Genomic DNA, 20,153 nt, shown 5'->3' with positions numbered 1-20,153 from the left:
GCTCCCAAAGAGGGCTCTCAAGGTGAATCCATGGGCGTCGGAGGTGGCGGCTACTCCGGGTATGATAGCTATGGCGGTCATTCTCACGACGGTGGCGGCCACGGGGGCGGGCACTAAGTTCATTGCGCAGCCTCCAACCCCTTGGCATAGCGCGCCAGCCGCTCGGTGAGCGTGCCGGTATGCAGTTCGAACATGTGGTTGTCGTCGTAGAAATAGATCGAGCGGCCTTCGCCCTCGACGCGTGGGCGCGGCGGGCGCATGTCGAGGCCTAGTCTGCCGACGCGCTCGGCGTAGCGGTCGAAATCGTCGTCATCGATCTTGAAGGCGATGTGGTTGTAGCTGCGCTCGGCCAGCTTCTCGCCTTGCATGATGGCGATCCAGATGTCGCCGATCAGGAAGAATTTTTCGCGCGACAGCGAAAACTGCGCGGCGTCGCTGGCAAAGACCTCGCGGGCGTCGAAGACGCCCTCGAGTATCCTTGTCATCTGCTCAAGGTCGCGGACGATGAAGGTCATGTGGGACAGGCCTTCGATCATTCCGCGGCCTCCCGCTTTTCGTCGACCTTGGCGGGGTTCTTACGGGCCTCATGTTCGGCGCGCATGCGGCGCACGAGGTCCAACTCGGCCTGGAAGTCGACATAGTGCGGCAGCTTCAGATGCTCGACGAAGCCGGTCGCCTGGACATTGTCGGAATGCGAGATGACGAATTCCTCGTCCTGGGCGGCGGCGATGATGTCCTCGCCAAGCTCGGAGGCGCGCAGCGCGCGGTCGCAGAGCGCCATGGCCATCGCCTTACGCTCGCTCTGGCCAAAGACCAGGCCGTAGCCGCGGGTGAACTGCGGCGGCGCCTTGGCCGAGCCCTTGAACTGGTTGACCATCTGGCATTCGGTGACCCGCACCGTGCCGAGCGGGGCTGCGAAGGGCAGTTCGGGAGCGTCGAGTTCCAGCTCGACCTCGCCGATGCGGATTTCACCGACAAAGGGATGGTTGCGGGCATAGCCGCGCTGGGTGGAATAGCCGAGCGCAAGCAGGAAACCCTCATCGCCGCGAGACAGCGCCTGTAGGCGGATGTCGCGCGCCATCGGAAATTCCAGCGGTTCGCGGGTGATGTCGCCGGGGACATGGTCCTGCGGCATGTCGCCATCCGGTTCGATCAAGCCTTCGCGGGCCAAGATCGCCGAGACGCGTGGCATCGCTTGCGCTTCGCTCTCACGCTGCAGCGGTTGGGCGACATCAGAGCCGGCTGCAAGCTCGGGATCGAGCAGCCGGTGCGTGTAGTCGAAGGTCGGGCCGAGCAACTGGCCGCCAGGCAGGTCCTTGTAGGTCGCCGAGACGCGCCGCTCGACTAGCATGGCGCCGGTGTCGATCGGCCTGCTGTAGCCGAAGCGCGGCAGCGTCGTGCGATAGGCGCGCACCAGGAAGATCGCCTCGATCATGTCGCCACGCGCCTGGACGATGGCGAGCGCGGCGAGTTCACGGTCATAGAGCGAGCCTTCGCTCATCACCCGGTCGACGCCGAGCGCCAGCTGCTCGACGATCTGGTCGAGGCGCAGGGCCGGAACCGAACGGTCGCCGCGCCGGCGATCGGCAAGCAGGCTGTGGGCGTTACGAATAGCGGCTTCGCCGCCTTTTACCGCGACATACATCCTATGCCTCCATCGTCTTGATGCGCGTGGTACGCGGCAGGCAGGCTATGCCTTCAGCGGTGGCGAGGATGATGTCGACGCCGCGCGGAAAGCGCTGGATATTCTGCTTCCACTGCTCGATGAAATGACGCGGCATCTGCGCCGGCGCGATCGTGGCGCTGGTTTCGATGCCAGGCCCTTCCAGCAGCAACGGAGTGCCTGAGGTGAGGTCGCTGACCTGCAGGATCAGGGTGGTCGACCGGTCGGGATAGTCCTGCGTTCCCTGCGCAAAGCCGTCGAGCGCCATCATCTCGGCCGGCGTGGCGACCAAGGCGAAATGCGCGTCGGCAGGCGTGTTGGCGAGCGGCGCGCCGGTGTGGAAACCAAGCCAGGAACCGATCGCGGCGGAGACGTGCAAGGCGGGGTCGAGCCAGAGCGGCGTGTCGTTGTCGCACAACGCCAGTGCCACGGCGCCAGCGGTTGCCGAGAGTGGCGCCGGCGGGCGGGCCAGGGCCGGCAAAGGCTGCACGCTGCCCGGCCGTGCCATCGCGTCCATGACCGCGCGAAACACCGTCTGGGCGTTGAACACCGGATCGGCAAAGCCGCCCTCGATCGATTGCGCTGCGATATCCATCAGTCTTCTCCGCGAACCATGGTGAAGAAATCCACCTTCGTTGCCGCCGTCTCGGCACGGCGTTTTTCCTGGGCAGTGGCGAGCGCCGACCTCAAAGGCCCGATCAGCCTGGTCTCGACCTCGGTCCGGCGGGCAGGGTCCTGCCAGAGCGCGTCGGCGATCGCCGCGAGCTTCGCCTTCTGCTTGTCGCGGCCAAGCGCGTAGCAATGGCCGACCTGTCCGGACGGCAGCCTGACGGTGGCGCGGGTGACGGTCGCCTCGCCGACATTAAACGGCGCGCCGCCGCCGCCGATGCGGCCGCGCAGCGTCACCAGTCCGGTCTCGGGACCGCGCAGCAGCTCGGCTTGCGAAGGCAGACCGGCTTCGTTCCAGAGCCGGACGATGTCGTCGCCATTCGACTGCGCCAGCGTCGCCATGGCGGCCTTGCGCTCGGCCTGGTCGCGGGCTTCCTGTCCTCGCATCGGCAGTATTCCTCTTTGCTAAATTTGTCTATTGATATAGACAACTATACAAATTATACATATTACCTAGCGCGAGTCCATGACGGGTGGATGACAGGGGATAGATGGCTGGGGGCAATTCATGATCGGGCGACAGGAAGCCGACAGTATCGAGCGGCGCAGCGGCGTCTCGCTGTGGCGGCAGATCGCCGACAGGATCCTGCAGGCGATCGCCACCGGCGATTTCGCCGAGAATGCCGCGCTGCCGCCGGAGGTGACGCTCGCCGAGCGTTATGGCGTCAACCGTCACACGGTGCGCAGCGCCATATCCGCACTTGTGCAGGAAGGAGTGCTGCGGGCAGAGCAGGGGCGTGGCACCTTCGTGCTGTCGCGCAAGCGACTGTCCTATCCGATCGGCGCGCGCACACGCTTTTCAACAGGCCTGCAAGGGCAGACCTCGGAACGCCACATCGTGCTGCTTTCCTCATCGGTCGAGCCGGCCAGTCAGCGTGTCGCCGAGGGTCTTGGACTGGCCAGGGCGACCGAGGTGATCAGATTGGAGACACGCGGTGAAGCCGATGGACGGCCTGTGTCGCGCGCTGCCGGCTGGTTCGATGCCAGGCGCTTTGCCGGCATCGACAAGGCGATGGCAGAGACTGGCTCGATCACCGCATCGCTGGCCCGCTTCGGCATAGACGATTATCTCAGGCAGTCGACCGTGCTGTCGGCGCGCCATGCCGATGCGGCCGATCTCGGCGACCTCGACCTTCAGCCAGGCGCCATCGTGCTGGTCACGGTGGCCGTCAACATCACGCCGGACGGCCGACCGATCCAGTTTTCGGAGTCACGCTTTCCGGCGGAACGGGTGGAACTGAAGCTGTCGGCGCTGTGAGCCGGATTCTGCCGACTATCCGACCTCGATCACCGCTTTGATCAGGCCGGATTTCTCGTGCGCCCAGCGGGCGAGATCGCCCGGCGTATCGGCAAGCGTGGTGCGGTGGGTGACGAGCTTGGCCAGGGGCACGGCGCCGTTGCCGATCGAGGCCGCGACATGATCGAAATCGGCACGCAAGGCATTGCGGCTGCCGACCAGCGTCATTTCGCGTTTGTGGAATTCCGGATCGGAGAAGACGATGTCGTCCTTGACGACGCTGACGAGCACCAGTGTGCCGCCATGCGCGACATGGGCGAAGGCCGACTGCACCGACCGGGTGTTGCCGGTGGCGTCGAAGACCACGTCGAAGCCTTCGCCTGATGTCGCTTCCTTGACCAGGTCCGGCACCGCTCCGCGCGAGCCGTCGAGGATACTGAAACCAAGTTCGTTTTCGGCGAAAGCGAGGCGTTCACTGCTCATGTCGAGCAGCGTCACGTCGAGCCCGGCGATGCGGGCGAAGATGGCGTTGCCGAGCCCGATCGGGCCGGCGCCGATGACCAGCGCGCGGGCGCCGGGATCGGCGCGGGCGCGACGTACGGCGTGCGCGCCGATGGCCAGGAATTCGACGGCGGCTGCGTCGGCCAGCGACAGGCCATTGGCCGGATAGAGATTCTGCGCCGGGACAAGAATGCGTTCGCACATCGCGCCGTCGCGATGGACGCCGAGCACCTCGATCTTGACGCAGCAATTCGGCTTGCCATGCCGGCAGGCGATGCACTTGCCGCAGGAGAGGTAGGGGTTGATGACGACCGGTTCGCCAATGGCAAGGTCGACGCCCTCGCCAGTCTCGATGACGGTGCCGGAGACTTCATGGCCCATGATGCGGGGGTAGGCGAGGAACGGGTGCTTGCCCTCGAAAATGTGGTAGTCAGTGCCGCAGATGCCGACATGGCTGACCGCGACCAGTGCCCAGCCGGCAGGGGGGGCACCGGGCGCGGGGCGATCTTCCAGGACGAGCTCCCCGGGCGAGCGGCAGATAACGGCTTTCATGTTTCAGTCCAGTTGGGTTTCCGACCCGTCTTCATGCCGGGCCGCAGATCGATTTCAGCAGTGGTCACTTGCCGCCGCGGCGGCGCAGACCGTCGAAATAGACGATGACGATGATCAGCACGCCGGTGATGATGCGCTGCCAGAAGGCGTTGACGTTGAGCAAGTTGGCGCCGTTGTTGATGGTGGCGAGAATGAAGGCGCCGAGCAGCGGGCCGTGCACCGAGCCGACCGCGCCGAACAGCGAAGTGCCGCCGATGACCGAGGACGCGATCGCCTGCAGTTCCCAGCCCTCGGCCTGGGTCGGGTTGCCGATGCCGATGCGCGAGGCCAGGAGCACGCCGACAAAGGCCGCGCACAGGCCCGACAGCGTGTAGGCCATGTAGATGGTGCGCTGGACATTGACGCCGGAGAGGCGCGACGCCTCGGCGTTGGAGCCGACCGAGAAGAGATAGCGGCCCCAGCGGCTGTGATGCAGGAAGATGTAGGCCGGGATGCCGACCAGGATCACCATCCAGAACAGATTGGGCACGCCGAGGAAGGAGTTGCGCGAGAATTCCTGGAAGGCATCATTGTTGATGGAGATCGAGTTGCCGTTGGTCATCAGAAGGCCGATGCCGCGCAGCGAGGTCAGCGTCGCCAGCGTGATGATGAAGGGCGGCAGGCCCATCTTGACGATGCCGAAGCCGTGGAACAGGCCGATGGCAACGCCGACCAGCAGCGTGATCAGGATGGCAAGGAAGACTGGTATGCCGGCATTGATCAGCATCGCCGCAATGACGGTGGCGAAGCCGACCACCGCACCGACGGACAGATCGATGCCGCCGGTGATGATGACGAAGGTCTGGCCGACCGCCAGGATGGCGATCATCGAACCCTGACGCAGAAGGTTCGAAATGTTGTTGGCCGAGGCGAAGCTCGATGTCGACAGCGACAGGATGACCCAGAGCAGCACCAGCAGCGCCAGCAGCGTCAGCCCGAACAGGGCGTTGTAATTGCGCTTGGGTTTTTCGGCAGGAATCGCCTCGGTGCTCATATCTTTCCTCCCAGCTTTTCTTGTTTCTCGGCGAGCGCCTGTGTGAGAATTTCCTCGTGATCGGCGGTGCGGAATCCGTGTGTCGCCACCAGCTTGCCGCGGCGGAACACATGCAGCGTGTCGGCCAGCTCATAGACTTCCGGCAGATAGGACGAGATCAGGATGATGCCGGCGCCCTTCGACAAGAGCGCGCCGAACAGCCGGTAGATCTCGGCCTTGGTGCCGACATCGACGCCGACTGTCGGCTCGTCGAAGATGAACAGCTTGGCGCCATGCGCCAGCCATTTGCCGATGACGATCTTCTGCTGATTGCCGCCCGACAGGCTGGAGGCCAGCGCGTGGCGTGTCGGCGTCTTGATGCGGAGATCGGCGATCTGGCGGTCGGCCTGGGTCTTCTCCTGCGCGCCGGAGATCAACATGTTTTTGGAGATGCGCTTGTAGATCGGCAGGTTGAGATTGAGGCCGACCGGCAAATTGAGGCAAAGGCCCTGGTCGCGGCGGCTTTCCGGCGCCAGCGCCATGCCGAGCTTGATCGCGTCATGCTCCGAATTGACCTGGACCGGCTTGCCTTCCCACAGGATCTGGCCGGCCGATTTGCGATGGCGGCCGTAGAGCGTGGTGACGAATTCGCTGCGCCCGGCGCCGATCAGCCCGTAGAGCCCGACGATCTCGCCGGCGCGGACCGTCATCGAGACATTTTCGAAGCCCTTGCCCGACAGGTTCCTGGTTTCCACGATCGCGACACCCGGCGTGAAGTGCTCCTTGTGATAGACCTGCTCGATCGAGCGGTTGATCATCAGCTTGACCAGTTCGGCATCGTTGGTCTCGGCGATGTTTCTGGTGCCGACCAGCGTGCCGTCGCGCAGCACGGAGACGCGATCGGCGAGCTCGAAGACTTCCTCCATGCGGTGGCTGATGTAGATGATGGTCACGCCCTCGGACTTCAGGCGGCGGATCAGGGTGAAGAGCTGGTCGGCCTCCTTGCGGGTGAGGTAGGCGGTCGGCTCGTCGAAGATCAGGAATTTGGTACCACGCACGGTGGCGCGGGCGGCGGCGATCAGCTGCTGCTGGCCGATGGTGAGGTCGCCGAGCACGACATGCGCCGGCAGATCGAAGCCAAGATCGTCGATGATCTTCTGCGCTTCCTTGACCATGGCGCGCTGCTGCAGGATGCCGAAGCGCGAATTCTCCTCGCCGAGGAACATGTTGGCGGCAACCGTCAAATGCCGGCAAAGCACGACTTCCTGGTGCACGGCGTTGATGCCGAGCGCCATCGCCTCATGCGGGGTCGCCAGCGGCGCGGGCTTGCCTTCCCAGATGACATCGCCGGAGGTACGCGGCATGACGCCGGTCAGAAGCTTGATCAGAGTGGATTTGCCGGCACCGTTCTCGCCGACGATGGCGTGGATTTCGCCCGACTTGAAGGCCAGCGTCACCGGCTTCAGCGCATGGGTGCCCGGATATTTCTTCTCGAGGCCACGCAGTTCGAGGATCGTCCTGCCGGGCTCGAGCACAGGGGCGGGGTGCAGCTCTTGCGCCGTCGATGTCATGACAATCCTCCTCCCAGATTGGCCTCACGATTTGGCATGCGGCGAGGCTTTGAAATGCCATCCAGAGCAACCTAGCCCAGGCTGGCGGATTTCCAAGCGATATGACTGTCGTTTCCGGGGCGCGAGGCCCCGGAAACTGTGCGGTTGCGCCTAAGGCTCAGTTGAGCTTCGGGTTGAGCAGCGCGTCGATCTTGGGTTCTTTCATATTCGCCTTGGTGACGAGGTTGGCGCCGGTGTCGACATTGGCCTCGACCTTCTCGCCCTTCGAGGCGGCGAGCGCGGTCTTGATGCCGTCATAGCCCATCCGGTAGGGGTCCTGGACGACGAGGCCGGAAATGACGCCGTCATTCAGGAACTTGATCAGCTTCTCGTCGCTGTCGAAGCCGATCAGGCCGACCTTGCCGGCAAGCTTGTTCTCGGCGATCGCCTGGCCGACGCCCTGCGCCATGATCAGGTTGGAGGCGAAGATGCCCTTCAGATCCGGATTGGCGGTGATCAGGTCGGTCGCGATGTTGAGGCCGGTGGTGGCCTGACCGTCGGCATATTTGTCGGCGATCAGTTCGAGGCCGGGATACTTGGCCTTGAGCTGTTCCTTGAAGCCCTGGGCGCGCTGCTCGAGCGAGCCGGCGCCAGGGAGTGCGGTGATGAGGGCAACCTTGCCTTCGACCTTGCCGCCATTGGCCGCACCGATGGCTGCTGCAAGACCGTCCGCGGCGACGCGGCCGCCCTGGACGTTGTCGGTGGTCAGGAACGAGGTGAAGGCCTTGGAGTCGGCGCCGGAGTCGATGCCGATGACCTTGACCTTGGCCGCTGCCTCGTCGATCGGCTTGCCGAGCGCCTTGGCTTCGGTCGGCGCGATGACGACGGCGGCCGGGTTGCCGGCGACGGCGTTCTCGAGGATGGAGATCTGGCCGTTGACGTCGGTTTCAGCCTGGGCGCCGAGTTCCGGCACGTTGACGCCGAGATCCTTGCCGGCCTTGCGGGCGCCGGCGAGCACGATCTGCCAGTAGAAGGACGTGGTGTCCTTGACGATGATCGGAATAGTCACATCCGCCGCCGAAACCGGCGCCGAGTGCATGACGCCGGCGAGCATCGACGCTGCTGCCAGGGCCATGACGGCGCGGCGGTTGAGAATGCTGGTCACGAATTTCATAGGATTCCTCCCTAAGTCGCCCGGTGAACGTTACGGAAGCTCCGTTCGGATAGGCGTGGCCCAAACAGAACTTTATCAATAAAAAACATTTACGCTGTTTTGATAGTGCATCGATCTGGACGATGCAAGCGGTGTTTCGCACCTGATTCCCATGTCAGGCACGGACACATTCACGCGCCGCTCCTCCCTGGACGCAGCCGAACGCTCCCGTTTAGTGAATACATGGAATATTAATTCCATGTATTAGTCAATATGGAACATTCATTCTTTCCGCGGAGTCGCGCGTTTGTGAAGTCGAGCCTCCCCCGTCAAGGCTGGTGGACGCCGGTTTCACGCCAGGCTCTGCACCACCGTGTAGGGACGATATTTGGCGTATTCCGCCCCTGGCACGTCGGTGTCGAGCAGTTCGAGGTTGCGTGTCAGGTTTGCCAGTTTGGCGGTGCCGGTCAGCACGGTGGCGACCGTCGGCTCGTGCAGGGGAAACTGAAAGGCAGCAGCGGCCAGCGGGTAACCGCCTTCGCCGGCGATCTTTTCCATGGCGTCGACCCGATCGAGTATATCGCGGCCGGCGGGCTGGTAATCGAAATGCGCTCCTTGCACCGGCCCGGTCGCCAATATGCCGGAGTTGAACACGCCGCCGATCACCAGCGATGTCTGCTGCTCCCGGCACAGCGGCAGCAGTTCGGCTTCGGCGCTGCGGTCGAGCAAGGAATAGCGGCTGGCGAGCAGGATGCAGTCGAGTGGGGCCTGGCGCATCACGTCGAGGCAGATCTGGACTTCGTTGACGCCGAGACCGTAGGCGGAAATCGTGCCGGCCCGCTTCAACTCCTCGAGCGCCTTAAGCCCGCCATCCATCAACTGGCGAAAGTGCAGCTTGTTCTTCTCGACGCCATGCGTGTAGGCGCCAATGTCGTGCACATACAGGATATCGATCTTGTTCAGCCCAAGCCGCGCATAGCTGAAGTCGACCGACCGCATGATGCCGTCATAGGAATAATCGTAGTCGAGCGCGAAGGGCAGCGGATCGACATAGGAGTGATCGGGCACCTGGTCTTCAGGCACCGGGCGGAACAGGCGTCCGACCTTGGTGGACAGCACGTAGGAATCACGCGGCTTGTAGCGCAGGAAATCGCCAAAGCGCCGTTCCGAAAGGCCGAAACCATAGAAGGGCGCGGTGTCGAAATAGCGCAAGCCCGCGTCCCAGGCGCCTTGCAGCGTTTCCATCGCCGCCTCGCGTGGACAGGCGCGGTACAGGCCGCCGATCGCGGCGCCGCCGAAGCTGACTTCGGTGACCTCGAGCGCCGTCTTGCCGATGCGGCGTTTTTTCATGCAAACCCTCCCCGTTGCCGGCCGTTGTCCAGCCCGGCAGTTCTACCACATTTCAGTTGAATTCAGAGCGTCGCGCCGAGATGCCAGGGCACGAACTCGTTGTCGCCATAGCCGAAATCCTCGCTCTTGGTCTTGCGGCCGGAAGCCGTCTCGACGATGAGTTCGAAGATCTCGCGGCCCATGCCGGCGATGGTCTTTTCGCCCGAGGCGATGACGCCGCAATTGACGTCCATGTCCTCTTCCATCTGGTTATACATGGTCGAGTTGGTGGCGATCTTGATCGACGGTGTCGGCCGGCAGCCGAAGCAGGAACCGCGGCCGGTGGTGAAGACGATGACATTGGCGCCGCCAGCGACCTGGCCGGTGGCCGAGACCGGGTCGTAGCCGGGCGTGTCCATGAACACCAGTCCGTTGCCGGTGACCTTCTCGGCATAGCCGAACACACCATTGAGCGGCGTCTGTCCGCCCTTGGCGACCGCGCCCAGCGACTTTTCCAGGATGGTGGTGAGGCCGCCGCGCTTGTTTCCAGGCGAGGGGTTGTTGTCGATCGAGGCGCCATGCTTGGCGACGTGATCTTCCCACCATTTGACATATCCATCGAGCTTCTTGGCGATCTCGGGCGTCGCGGCGCGGTAGGCGAGCAGATGCTCGGCGCCGTAGATTTCCGTGGTCTCGGAGAGGATGCCGATGCCGCCGACGCCGGCCAGAATGTCAACGGCCGCCCCCAGAGCCGGATTGGCGGTGATGCCCGACATGCCGTCGGAGCCGCCGCATTGCAGGCCGACGACGATCTCGCTGACCGGGATCGGCTCGCGCTTCAACTGACCGACTTCCTCGGCGATCTCGGCTAGCACGCCCATCGCCTTTTCCACCGATTTGCGCGATCCGCCGGCGTCCTGGATGTTGAAATGGCGTTTTCCGGCGGCGGCGCCCTTCTGGCCATAGAGGGTGAGCTGGTTGACCTCGCACCCCAGGCCGACCATCAGCACGCCGCCGAAATTCGGGTGGCGGGCATAGCCGGCAAGCGTGCGGTGCAGCACCATCATGCCGTCGCCAGTGCCGCTCATGCCGCAGCCCTGACCGTGGACGATCGGCACGAAACCGTCGATGCCGGGATATTTCGGCAGCAAGGTCCGGTTGGCGGTGTCGGCGATGGAATGGCAGACCGTGGCCGAGCAATTGACGCTGGCGATGATGCCGATGAAGTTGCGCGTGCCGGCGCGGCCATCGGCGCGGCGATACCCCATGAAGGTGCGGGCGCGGTCGGCCGTTGTCGCGTGCTCGGCCTCGCTCGGCGGCACCACCGGCAGGCGGCCGGCCTCGAACACCAGATTGTGCGAATGGACATGCTCGCCCGGTGCGATGTCCTGTGTGGCGCGGCCGATCGCCTGGGCGTATTTGACCACGGCTTCACCGGCGGCAATCGGCTTGATCGCCACCTTGTGGCCGGGCTCGATAACGGCGGTGGCAAGCGCGCCGCCCGGCAGGGCCGTGCCGATCTCGATGCGGCCATTGGCAACGGCGACATTGTCGGCGGAGGACAGAAGAATGGTGTTCGAGACGTTCACGGGCGGTTTCCTGGGTGATCCTGGGATGCGCGGATTGACACGCGCTTGTTAAGAGTTAATGTCTTTTATCGTGAAAAAACAGTTTTGCGTCAATTGTTTTTTCGCAGGCGCTCCGCACGCCTCTGGCTAGCGGCGGTGCTGCAAACAATGGACCGTGCCCTGGCGAAAGCAATTCCTGCTTTCCAGGGTCATGGGAACGTCATATTGCGCTTCAAGCCGGCCGCCGCAAGCGCTGGCATGAATGGGTCAGGGGATGTCCAAGAGCAACAACGTCTACAAGGACGCCTATAACAGGTGCCTCCGGCTGCTCGACGAAACGCGCAGCCTGCCGTCGGAACCGGAACTGGGCACGCTGCTCGGCGTCAGCCGCACGACCGTGCGCAGCATCCTGGCGCGCATGGAGGAAACCGGCCTGATCGCCTGGAACAAGCGTGCCAAGACGGTGCTGCGCGATCCGCGACCCGACGATTTTTTCCCTGAGGAAGAGACAGACACACTGGCCGAGATCATCGAGCGGTCGTTCATGCGGCGCCTGCTCGCCGGCGGCGCCGAGGCCGGCATGCAGATCAACGAGCTTGAACTGGCGCGCGAGATTGGTGTCGGCACCACCAGCGTGCGCGAGTTCCTGATCCGCTTCTCGCGCTTCGGCCTGATCGAGAAGCGCCGCAACAGCCATTGGGTGCTGAAGGGTTTTACGCGGGCTTTCGCGCTCGAACTGACCGAGATCCGCGAGATGTTCGAACTGCGTTCGGCGGCTGCCTTCGCCGCCCTGCCGCAGGACAGCCCGGTCTGGGCCGATCTCGACCGCCTGGAGGACGAACATCGCCTGCTGGCACAAGAGATCGCCACGCGCTTCAACGCGTTTTCCGAGCTGGACGAGCGCTTCCACCGGCTCATCCACCGGGCCTCGCACAACCGTTTCATCGTCGATTTCTACGACGTCATCGCCATGATCTTCCATTACCACTACCAGTGGAACAAGGCGCAGGAGCGCGAGCGCAACGAAGTCGCGGTCGGCGAGCACCTTGCCTATATCGAGGCGCTCAAATCGCGCGACCTCGGCAAGGTCGACGCCGCCTGCCGCAAGCACCTGAAGTCGGCGCGCCAGACGCTTTTGACCTCCATCCCCGAAAGCCGGTCCTTGCAGAAATCCTGATCGCGCCGCGTTGCCGCAGCATCGAATTGGCGATTTTCGACCTGCCGCTGCCATGATAGGTATCTTTCCAGGAGTTGCTTGAAGAGGCAGATGGCTTGAACCGCCGGGGCAAACGCTGGAGCTTGCCGACCGCGCTTGTCGCGGCCTGCCTGCTGCTGCTCCAGTCGACGCTCGGCGCCTTCGCTTTCGCTACCGGGCCGAATGCCGCGCAACTCGACGCCTTCGGCAATGTCATCTGTACCCGCGACGGTGCCACCCAGCTTCCCGGCGGTGACCAGCACCCATCGCATCTGCCGGCCTGCTGCACGCTTGGCTGCAGCATGTTTTCATCCGCGTTTGCGCCGCCGCCCGACGCCGGGCTGGCCGTGGCCAGCCTTTCGTTTGAAGCGGTCGCCTTCGTTTTTCCGGCGAGCATTTACCTCGGCTTCGCGCGTGAACGCTCGCCGTCGAACCCGCGCGCGCCGCCGCTGGCGGCCTGAGCTTGCTCGCCCAGCGGAACCTTTCGTGGGCGCACCCATCCAACGACCAAACAGCTCGCGACCGGTGACGGCGCGATCATCACTTCATGGAGCAACCATGTCCCATTTTTCCGATATAGCGGCGGGCACTCTGTTCAGCCGCATTCTGTCCCACGTCCAGGAGCGTCTCGGCACTGCCGTGCTTGCTTTGGCGATCATGCTCGCCGGCGCTCAATCCGTCCTGGCGCATGAGTTCAAGGTCGGCGATATCGAGATCGGCCACCCCTGGTCACGCGCCACGCCGGCCGGCGCCAAGGTGGCCGGCGGCTATTTTACCATTACAAACAACGGCAGCGCGCCGGACCGGCTGCTGTCGATTTCCTCCGATATCTCCGAAAAGGCCGAGCTGCATGAGATGGGCGTCAAGGACGGCGTCATGACCATGCGGCCCGTTGTCGGCGGCCTGGAGATTCCAGCCGGCGGCAAGGTCGTTTTGGGTCCCGGCAGCTATCACGTGATGTTCATGGATTTGAAGCAGCCACCCAAGCAAGGCGAGATGTTCGCCGCCACGCTGACCTTCGAAAAGGCCGGGACGGTGACGATCAAATTCGCCGTGCAGGCCATGGGCAGCGCGGCGCCTCAAGAAGACAACGACTGAACTGGCCATAGTACCGAGGGGCATCATGAACAAGTATCTTTTGTCGGCGGCAGCACTTCTGGTGCTGGGGACAAATGCCGCCTTCGCGCACATCACGATCGAAACCCAGGAGGCGGCGGTCGGCTCGACTTACAAGGCAGTGCTGCGGGTGCCGCATGGTTGCGACGGCAAAGCGACGACCGCCGTGCGGGTGCAGATTCCGGAAGGGGTGATCGCAGTGAAGCCGATGCCGAAACCCGGCTGGACGCTGCAGACCAAGAAGGGCAAATATGAAAAATCCTATCAGCTCTATGGCCAGGCGGTGACCGACGGCGTCAAGGAAGTCGACTGGAGCGGCGGCAATCTGCCGGATGAATTCTACGACGAGTTCGTCTTTCGGGCCATGCTGACGGCGGACCTGCCCGTCGGCCAAAAGCTCTATTTCCCGGTGGTGCAGGAATGCGGCGATGCCGTCGACCGCTGGATCGAGATCCCGGCGGCGGGGCAGGATGAAGACACGCTGGAGACCCCGGCGCCCGGCATCAAGCTCACACCGAAGAAATAGGTTCTCCCTTGGCGCGCTCTGCTTGCCGGAGCGCGCCGCATCCTCGTGGCATGGCATGACCGCAATACCCTCTCGGATGGTCGATACCAACAGCAAGCGCGTCGGCCGGATTGCCGGCGGGCTGTTGGGCTTGCTCATGGCGCTTGTCGTCATGGCCTCGACCAGTCAGGCTTTTGCCCATGCCGCGCTGATCAAGACCGACCCGGCCGATGGTGCCGTGCTGGCCCAGACGCCAACCCAGTTCTCGCTGACCTTCAGCGAACCGGTTTCGCCCTTGGTGCTGACGCTGGTGAAGCCGGACGGCACTCCGGTTGCGCTGACATCCTTCCGCCTCACCGACCAGACGCTCGAGATCGACAATCCGCAAGCGCTCAAATCCGGCACGCATGTGCTGAGCTGGCGCGTCATTTCCGCCGACGGCCATCCGGTCGGCGGCTCGCTGCTGTTTTCCATCGGTGCGCCGACCGAGCCGCCCGTCGTGTCCGAAGCCGTCGACTGGCCGTCGCGGTCGGCGATCTGGATCGGCAAGGTCTTTCTTTACATCGGTCTTTTCCTCGGTGTCGGCGGCGCCTTCGCCCTTGCCTGGCTGGCCGGTGAGGGACGTGCCGGTCAGCGTTTTGTCACGGCCGCGATCCTGTGCGGCCTGGTGGCGGCACCCCTGTCGCTCGGCTTTCAGGGGCTCGACGCGCTCGGAGCGCCGCTCTCCCATCTGGCACAGCCGGTGATCTGGCGGACCGGGCTGGGCACCTCCTTCGGCTGGACGGTGCTGGCCGCCCTGACCGCGCTGGGGCTCGGTTTGCTGTCGCTGGCCGGACCGCGTGTGCTCGCCAGGCCATTGGCGCTCGCCGGCCTGGCTGGCGTCGGCGTCGCGCTTGCCGCCAGCGGCCACGCCAGCGCGGCCGAACCGCAATGGCTGACGCGGCCGCTGGTGTTCGTGCACGGTATCGGCATTGCCTTCTGGGCCGGCGCGCTGATGCCGCTAGGTCTCGCGCTGAAGCGCCAGACGGCTGGCGCCGTCGCCTTCCTGCGCCGCTTCTCCTGCGCGATCCTGCCTGTGGTGGCCGTGCTTGCCGCGGCCGGCATCGTGCTTGCCGTCATCCAGGTGCAGACGCCCTCGGCGCTGGCCGGCACCGCCTATGGCCGGCTGCTGCTGGTCAAGCTGGCGCTGCTGGTCTTCCTGTTCACGTTGGCCGCGGTCAATCGCTGGAAACTCACTGCTTCCGCCGAGGCGGGCGCCACGGAGGTGCAGCGCAGGCTCACCCGCTCGATCGGTGTTGAAATGCTGATCGTGCTGGCGATCTTCGGCGTTGCCGCGGGCTGGCGCTTCACGCCGCCGCCACGGGTCCTGGCGATCGCGGCGGCGCAGCCGGTCTCGGTCCACATCCACGCGTTGGAGGCGATGGCCGATCTCAGCATCACGCCAGGTCATGCCGGGCCTGTCGCCGCCTCGATGATCATCATGACCGGTGATTTCGGGCCACTCGACGCCAAGGAGGTGACGGTGGTGCTGTCGAAGCCCGATTCAGGCATCGAGCCGCTGAAGCGCGCGGCGACCAAGCCCGGCGACGGCAGCTGGCGTGTCGACAACCTCGTCATTCCGGTTCCCGGGCGCTGGACGGTGCGCATCGACATCCTGGTCTCGGATTTCAAGATGGTGAAGATCGAAGCGCCTGTGGACGTCCGGCCGTAACCGACAGATGGGATCGTTGTCGAACGGCTTGCATTGTGCAACTGCAACACAATTCGGCGAGGCGGTTGACGCGGCCCGAAAGGCCCGTCAATCATCCCGGGAAGAACGGGCATCCGGCAAAATCGCGGGCTCCAACCAACAAGATCCGAAAGCAGGGAAGAAACGATGGAAAAAGCCGAAATCGGCCTGATCGGCCTTGGTACGATGGGCTCCAACCTGGCGCTGAACATCGCCGAGCACGGGCACCGCATCGCCGTCTTCAACCGCACAAGGGCACGCACCGACGCCTTCGTCGAGAATGCCGGCGCGCTGAAGGACATGGTTGTGCCCTGCTACAGTCTGGAAGAACTTGCCGCCGCGATCCGGCCGCCGCGCCCGATCATCATCATGGTGCTGGCCGGCAAGCCGGTGGATGAACAGATGGAAGCCTTGCGCGGCGTGCTGTCCGACAACGACATCGTCATCGATGCCGGCAACGCCAATTTTCGCGATACGATGCGGCGCTTCTCCGAACTGTCCGGCTCGGGCCTGACCTTCATCGGCATGGGCGTGTCCGGCGGCGAGGAGGGCGCGCGCCACGGCCCGTCGATCATGGTCGGCGGCACGGAAGATAGCTGGAAGCGTGTCGAGAAGGTGCTGACCGCCATCTCCGCAAAGTTCAAGGACGAGCCCTGTGCCGCCTGGCTCGGCACCGATGGCGCCGGCCACTTCGTCAAGACCATCCACAACGGCATCGAATATGCCGACATGCAGATGATCGCCGAGATCTACGGCATCTTGCGTGATGGCCTCGGCATGGGGCCGAAGGACATCGGCACGGTGTTCTCCAACTGGAACAAGGGCCGGCTCAACTCCTACCTGATCGAGATCACCGCCAAGGTGCTTGCCGCCGACGATCCCAAGACCGGCAAGCCGGTTGTCGACATCATCCTCGACCGGGCAGGCCAGAAGGGCACCGGCAAATGGTCGGTCATCGAGGCGCAGCAACTCGGCATTCCGGCGACCGCGATCGAGGCGGCCGTGGCGGCCCGTGTTCTGTCGTCGATCAAGGACGAGCGGCTGGCGGCGGAACAGGCCTATGGCGCTATCGGCGTGTCGAAGATTTCCGGCGACAAGGATGCGCTGCTGAAAGATCTCGAACTGGCGCTTTTCGCCGGCAAGATCGCGGCTTACGCTCAGGGTTTCGCGGTGATGAGCGGCGCCTCGAAGGAGTTCAACTGGAACCTGCCGATGCCGACCATCGCCAGGATCTGGCGCGCCGGCTGTATCATCCGCTCGCAGATGCTGGATACGATGGCCGAGGCCTTCAGCAGCGGCGGCGCTTCGACCAATCTTTTGATGGCGCCGGCTTTCATCAGCTTGATGCAGGAAGCGCATCCGTCGCTGCGGCGCATCGTGGCGAGGGCTTCCGAGGCCGGCGCGCCGGTGCCGGCGCTGTCTTCGGCACTTGCCTATTTCGACAGCTATCGCCAGGGCCGCTGCACCTCGAACCTGATCCAGGCGCAGCGTGACTTCTTCGGCGCGCATGGCTTCGAACGCATCGGCGAGCAGGGTGCCTTCCACGGTCCGTGGGGCAGCGGCGCGGCGGCTTAGAGCAATTCCAGGAAAAGTGTGAGCGGTTTTCCGTCTGGAGTTGCGTTTAGCTCAGTCGTCAGCGCGCTGGTAGGCCAGAACCTCGCCCGGCACGCTGAGACTTTGCAGCGAGCCGGGTGCGGCGCCGCCGATCCAGCCAAGCACGGAGCGGGCGAGCTCCGAGCCCGCCAGCCGGAAGTTCTCGTTGACGATCAGCAGTTCGGGCCTGAACAGATGCAAAAGGTCCGATGACTGCTTGGAGACGATGTCGACGTCGCGGCCAAGCTTGAGGCCGGCATCCTCGATGCCGGCGACGAGCGCAAGCGTGGCGGCGGCGGCGCTGCTGACAAAGCCGTCCGGCCTGATGTCGCGGCGCATCAGTTGCGCGGTCCTCGTCCGGATCTGCTCGATCGAATGGTCGATCGATACGGTACTGAACGGGATCTCGCTGGCGCCGACCTCGCTCAGCGCATCGGCAAAGCCGTTGACCGTATGGCCGTAATAGGTCAGGCCGACGGGTGGCGTCAGCAGAGCGAGCTTGCGGCGTCCCATGCTCGCAAGGCGCCGTACGGCTTCGACCGCGAAGGCATGATTGTCGAAATCATGATAGGGGTGGACCAGCCCCATATCAGTGCGGCCATGCGTGGCAAAAGGAATGCCATGCTCCAGCATATAGCGGGCCCTAGCATCGTTCGGCTGCGTGCGTGAAATGATGACGCCGTCGGCGGAACCGGTCTCGACCAGGTAGCGTATGGGGTCGAGCGGATCCTGCGAGCGCGAATAGGGCGTGACGATCAGGTGGTAGGGCGTGTCGGCAATGACTTCCGAGACACCGTAGATGATGTCTGAGACGAAGCTCATGATCTCGCGGTCGGTGTTGAGCACGAGGCTGATGACATTGGTCTTGCCGGTTCTGAGCCTGACGCCGGCGCGGTTCGGGCGGTAGCCGATCTGCTTGGCGACGAGCTGGACGCGGCGCCTGGTTTCGGCGCCGATCTCGGGGGCATCCTTCAAGGCGCGCGACACGGTGGTGACGCCGAGCCCGGTCATGAAGGCAAGCGTCTTCAGCGTTGGTCGCTCTTGCGCCGACGCTTCCTCGTTCTTTTCCGTATGCCGTCTGTCCATTCGTCCCGCCCGTCAGGCGCATAGCAGCCGCAGGCCGGGTCGGCAATCGCCGTGATTGGCGGCGTCGCATGATTTCAAGCCCGGCAATCCGTCAATATACTGAAACGTTACAGATTGCCAATCGCACTGCGCTGGCGGGCGAATTCGCAGGACGACATGGAGCCGCGAATTCCCTTGAGAATCCAGAGCGAAACGCCGTCCTGGCGACGCTCTATGCCGGCTTTCATGGACCTTTTCTTATTTTGCACTGCAATTGCTCATATTGCGGCGCACAACGGCAAGGCCGGTCGATAGATTTTATTCGCGACTCGAAAAAATATCGAACGGTCTCCACGCCTGGGGTTGCGCCATCCACGCAATTGCCGTATCGAAAATCTGTAACGTTTCAGATTCTGGGAGGAACCGAAATGCGATACAAGCTTTTGATCGCTGCCCTTGCGGCCACGGCCGCGCTGCAGTTCGCCGGCCCGGCCACCGCGACGGACCTGGAAGTCACTCATTGGTGGACTTCCGGCGGCGAGGCGGCGGCGGTCGCGGAACTCGCCAAGGCATTCGACGCCACCGGCAATCACTGGGTCGACGGCGCCATTGCCGGCTCCGGCGGCACGGCACGGCCGATCATGATCAGCCGGATCACCGGCGGCGACCCGATGGGCGCCACCCAGTTCAATCACGGCCGGCAAGCGGAAGAGCTGGTGCAGGCCGGCCTGATGCGCGACCTGACCGATGTCGCCACCAAGGGCAAGTGGACAGAGGTCGTGCGGCCGAAGAGCCTGCTCGACAGCTGCACCATCGGCGGCAAGATTTATTGCGTGCCAGTCAACATCCACTCCTGGCAGTGGCTGTGGCTCTCGAACGACGCCTTCCAGAAGGCTGGCGTGCCGGTGCCAAAGGACTGGAATGAGTATGTGGCCGCCGCCCCGGCGCTCGAGAAGGCAGGCATCGTCCCGCTGGCGGTGGGCGGGCAAGCCTGGCAGTCGTCCGGCGCCTTCGACGTGCTGCTTGCAGCGGTTGGCGGCACCGACACCTTCCTCAAGGTCTACAAGGACAAGGACGCCAAGTTCGCGGCCGGTCCTGAAGTCGCCAAGGTGTTCAAGGCGGCCGACGATGCGCGCAAGATGGCCAAGAACACCAATGTGCAGGACTGGAACCAGGCCACCAACATGGTCATCACCGGCAAGGCCGGCGGCCAGATCATGGGTGACTGGGCGCAGGGCGAGTTCCAGGTTGCCGGCAAGACCGCCGGCAAGGACTATACCTGTCTTCCCGGCCTTGGCCTGAACGAGGTCATTGCCACGGGTGGTGATGCCTTCTATTTCCCGGTGCTCAAGGATGCCGACAAGTCCAAGGCGCAGGAAGTCCTGGCCGAAACCTTGCTCGATCCCAAGACCCAGGTCGCCTTCAATCTCAAGAAGGGCTCGCTGCCGGTGCGTGGCGACGTCGACCTTAACGCTGCCAATGACTGCATGAAGAAGGGGCTCGCCATCCTAGCCAAGGGCGCCGTCATCCCATGGACCGATCAGCTGCTTTCGCAAGACAGCCAGAAGCAGAAGGAGGACCTGTTCTCCGAGTTCTTCGCCAAGCCCGAGATGACCGTGGAAGAGGCGCAGAAGCGCTTCGCCGACATCATCGCCACGGCGGACTGATACCGCCGGCAAAGTCCCATTCCTCCCGGTCCGGTGAACTCCAGGCCGG

At 64.0% G+C, this 20,153-nt stretch carries 19 protein-coding genes; 8 read left to right on the top strand and 11 right to left on the bottom strand.

Translation table 11 applies throughout. The features are described 5' to 3' along the window. Positions 1 to 119: 119 nt before the first annotated feature. The 4 genes from fosX to phnG are packed head-to-tail and all read right to left on the bottom strand — an operon-like array spanning position 120 to position 2,719. The gene (fosX, locus tag AB4Z43_RS09095) at positions 120 to 536 is read right to left on the bottom strand and encodes a FosX/FosE/FosI family fosfomycin resistance hydrolase (protein WP_441936994.1); all 417 of its coding nucleotides are present in this window, start codon (positions 534 to 536) and stop codon (positions 120 to 122) included. Next, positions 533 to 1,645: a carbon-phosphorus lyase complex subunit PhnI gene (locus AB4Z43_RS09090; protein WP_441936992.1), complete on the bottom strand. Its 1,113-nt coding sequence runs from the start codon at positions 1,643 to 1,645 to the stop codon at positions 533 to 535. Before AB4Z43_RS09090 ends, fosX begins: the two co-directional genes overlap by 4 nt. A 1-nt stretch (position 1,646) precedes the next feature. Further along, positions 1,647 to 2,258, bottom strand: coding sequence for a phosphonate C-P lyase system protein PhnH (gene phnH / locus AB4Z43_RS09085; RefSeq protein WP_441936990.1), 612 nt, complete (start codon positions 2,256 to 2,258; stop codon positions 1,647 to 1,649). After that, a complete protein-coding gene (gene phnG / locus AB4Z43_RS09080; RefSeq protein ID WP_441936988.1) occupies positions 2,258 to 2,719 on the bottom strand; it encodes a phosphonate C-P lyase system protein PhnG in 462 nt (153 codons plus the stop codon). Before phnG ends, phnH begins: the two co-directional genes overlap by 1 nt. Before the next feature lie 121 nt (positions 2,720 to 2,840). On the opposite strand from phnG, the gene phnF reads away from it, so the two are divergent. After that, entirely contained in the window at positions 2,841 to 3,590 is a 750-nt protein-coding gene (gene phnF / locus AB4Z43_RS09075; protein ID WP_441936987.1) for a phosphonate metabolism transcriptional regulator PhnF, read from the top strand. A 15-nt stretch (positions 3,591 to 3,605) separates the two neighbouring features. Here the strand turns inward: phnF and AB4Z43_RS09070 are convergent, their stop codons facing one another. The 6 genes from AB4Z43_RS09070 to AB4Z43_RS09045 form a co-directional block, all read right to left on the bottom strand. After that, positions 3,606 to 4,622, bottom strand: a complete 1,017-nt coding sequence (locus tag AB4Z43_RS09070; RefSeq protein WP_019861268.1) for a zinc-binding alcohol dehydrogenase family protein — start codon at positions 4,620 to 4,622, stop codon at positions 3,606 to 3,608. A gap of 64 nt (positions 4,623 to 4,686) precedes the next feature. Beyond that, on the bottom strand, positions 4,687 to 5,655 hold the full coding sequence (locus tag AB4Z43_RS09065) for an ABC transporter permease (protein WP_019861267.1): 969 nt from the start codon (positions 5,653 to 5,655) through the stop codon (positions 4,687 to 4,689). Beyond that, the gene (locus AB4Z43_RS09060; protein ID WP_069093166.1) at positions 5,652 to 7,205 is read right to left on the bottom strand and encodes a sugar ABC transporter ATP-binding protein; all 1,554 of its coding nucleotides are present in this window, start codon (positions 7,203 to 7,205) and stop codon (positions 5,652 to 5,654) included. The genes AB4Z43_RS09065 and AB4Z43_RS09060 overlap by 4 nt, the downstream gene beginning before the upstream one ends. A gap of 157 nt (positions 7,206 to 7,362) precedes the next feature. Further along, positions 7,363 to 8,358, bottom strand: a complete 996-nt coding sequence (locus AB4Z43_RS09055; RefSeq protein ID WP_019861265.1) for an ABC transporter substrate-binding protein — start codon at positions 8,356 to 8,358, stop codon at positions 7,363 to 7,365. 330 nt (positions 8,359 to 8,688) lie between these two features. Further along, complete coding sequence (locus AB4Z43_RS09050) at positions 8,689 to 9,687, bottom strand: aldo/keto reductase (RefSeq protein WP_202361644.1); 999 nt, start codon at positions 9,685 to 9,687, stop codon at positions 8,689 to 8,691. A gap of 62 nt (positions 9,688 to 9,749) precedes the next feature. Further along, entirely contained in the window at positions 9,750 to 11,255 is a 1,506-nt protein-coding gene (locus AB4Z43_RS09045) for a UxaA family hydrolase (protein ID WP_064980915.1), read from the bottom strand. A gap of 253 nt (positions 11,256 to 11,508) precedes the next feature. On the opposite strand from AB4Z43_RS09045, the gene AB4Z43_RS09040 reads away from it, so the two are divergent. The 6 genes from AB4Z43_RS09040 to gndA all read left to right on the top strand — a co-directional run bounded on the left by AB4Z43_RS09040 (position 11,509) and on the right by gndA (position 17,354). Continuing rightward, complete coding sequence (locus AB4Z43_RS09040; protein ID WP_019861262.1) at positions 11,509 to 12,411, top strand: GntR family transcriptional regulator; 903 nt, start codon at positions 11,509 to 11,511, stop codon at positions 12,409 to 12,411. 122 nt (positions 12,412 to 12,533) lie between these two features. Continuing rightward, complete coding sequence (locus AB4Z43_RS09035; RefSeq protein ID WP_038653373.1) at positions 12,534 to 12,890, top strand: DUF2946 family protein; 357 nt, start codon at positions 12,534 to 12,536, stop codon at positions 12,888 to 12,890. A 97-nt stretch (positions 12,891 to 12,987) separates the two neighbouring features. Continuing rightward, positions 12,988 to 13,527 carry a copper chaperone PCu(A)C gene (locus AB4Z43_RS09030; protein WP_038649764.1) on the top strand — a complete coding sequence of 180 codons (540 nt, stop codon included), beginning with the start codon at positions 12,988 to 12,990 and terminating at the stop codon, positions 13,525 to 13,527. A gap of 25 nt (positions 13,528 to 13,552) precedes the next feature. Then, positions 13,553 to 14,071, top strand: a complete 519-nt coding sequence (locus AB4Z43_RS09025) for a YcnI family copper-binding membrane protein (protein ID WP_441936981.1) — start codon at positions 13,553 to 13,555, stop codon at positions 14,069 to 14,071. A gap of 55 nt (positions 14,072 to 14,126) precedes the next feature. Further along, positions 14,127 to 15,761 (top strand): copper resistance CopC/CopD family protein, encoded by a 1,635-nt coding sequence (locus tag AB4Z43_RS09020; protein WP_441936980.1) that lies wholly within the window; start codon positions 14,127 to 14,129, stop codon positions 15,759 to 15,761. 165 nt (positions 15,762 to 15,926) lie between these two features. Next, entirely contained in the window at positions 15,927 to 17,354 is a 1,428-nt protein-coding gene (gndA, locus tag AB4Z43_RS09015) for an NADP-dependent phosphogluconate dehydrogenase (RefSeq protein WP_441936978.1), read from the top strand. Between the two features lie 51 nt (positions 17,355 to 17,405). Here gndA and AB4Z43_RS09010 read toward each other — a convergent pair whose 3' ends face one another. Beyond that, entirely contained in the window at positions 17,406 to 18,458 is a 1,053-nt protein-coding gene (locus tag AB4Z43_RS09010; protein WP_038649755.1) for a LacI family transcriptional regulator, read from the bottom strand. 407 nt (positions 18,459 to 18,865) lie between these two features. On the opposite strand from AB4Z43_RS09010, the gene AB4Z43_RS09005 reads away from it, so the two are divergent. Continuing rightward, entirely contained in the window at positions 18,866 to 20,104 is a 1,239-nt protein-coding gene (locus AB4Z43_RS09005) for an ABC transporter substrate-binding protein (protein WP_441936975.1), read from the top strand. Positions 20,105 to 20,153: the final 49 nt, after the last annotated feature.

Source organism: Mesorhizobium sp. 2RAF45 (assembly GCF_052115225.1).
Lineage (GTDB): Bacteria > Pseudomonadota > Alphaproteobacteria > Rhizobiales > Rhizobiaceae > Mesorhizobium > Mesorhizobium jarvisii.
The sequence above is the reverse complement of the archived record's forward strand: the minus strand, read 5'-3'. Positions and strand labels throughout refer to the sequence as shown.

Coding starts and splice junctions, on each gene's coding strand:
- AB4Z43_RS09065 (WP_019861267.1), bottom strand. CDS start 5,655: ATGAGCACCGAGGCGATTCCTGCCGAAAAACCCAAGCGCAATTACAAC.
- phnF (WP_441936987.1), top strand. CDS start 2,841: ATGATCGGGCGACAGGAAGCCGACAGTATCGAGCGGCGCAGCGGCGTC.
- AB4Z43_RS09070 (WP_019861268.1), bottom strand. CDS start 4,622: ATGAAAGCCGTTATCTGCCGCTCGCCCGGGGAGCTCGTCCTGGAAGAT.
- AB4Z43_RS09010 (WP_038649755.1), bottom strand. CDS start 18,458: ATGGACAGACGGCATACGGAAAAGAACGAGGAAGCGTCGGCGCAAGAG.
- fosX (WP_441936994.1), bottom strand. CDS start 536: ATGATCGAAGGCCTGTCCCACATGACCTTCATCGTCCGCGACCTTGAG.
- AB4Z43_RS09005 (WP_441936975.1), top strand. CDS start 18,866: ATGCGATACAAGCTTTTGATCGCTGCCCTTGCGGCCACGGCCGCGCTG.
- phnH (WP_441936990.1), bottom strand. CDS start 2,258: ATGGATATCGCAGCGCAATCGATCGAGGGCGGCTTTGCCGATCCGGTG.
- AB4Z43_RS09025 (WP_441936981.1), top strand. CDS start 13,553: ATGAACAAGTATCTTTTGTCGGCGGCAGCACTTCTGGTGCTGGGGACA.
- phnG (WP_441936988.1), bottom strand. CDS start 2,719: ATGCGAGGACAGGAAGCCCGCGACCAGGCCGAGCGCAAGGCCGCCATG.
- AB4Z43_RS09030 (WP_038649764.1), top strand. CDS start 12,988: ATGTCCCATTTTTCCGATATAGCGGCGGGCACTCTGTTCAGCCGCATT.
- AB4Z43_RS09050 (WP_202361644.1), bottom strand. CDS start 9,687: ATGAAAAAACGCCGCATCGGCAAGACGGCGCTCGAGGTCACCGAAGTC.
- gndA (WP_441936978.1), top strand. CDS start 15,927: ATGGAAAAAGCCGAAATCGGCCTGATCGGCCTTGGTACGATGGGCTCC.
- AB4Z43_RS09090 (WP_441936992.1), bottom strand. CDS start 1,645: ATGTATGTCGCGGTAAAAGGCGGCGAAGCCGCTATTCGTAACGCCCAC.
- AB4Z43_RS09040 (WP_019861262.1), top strand. CDS start 11,509: ATGTCCAAGAGCAACAACGTCTACAAGGACGCCTATAACAGGTGCCTC.
- AB4Z43_RS09055 (WP_019861265.1), bottom strand. CDS start 8,358: ATGAAATTCGTGACCAGCATTCTCAACCGCCGCGCCGTCATGGCCCTG.
- AB4Z43_RS09060 (WP_069093166.1), bottom strand. CDS start 7,205: ATGACATCGACGGCGCAAGAGCTGCACCCCGCCCCTGTGCTCGAGCCC.
- AB4Z43_RS09020 (WP_441936980.1), top strand. CDS start 14,127: ATGACCGCAATACCCTCTCGGATGGTCGATACCAACAGCAAGCGCGTC.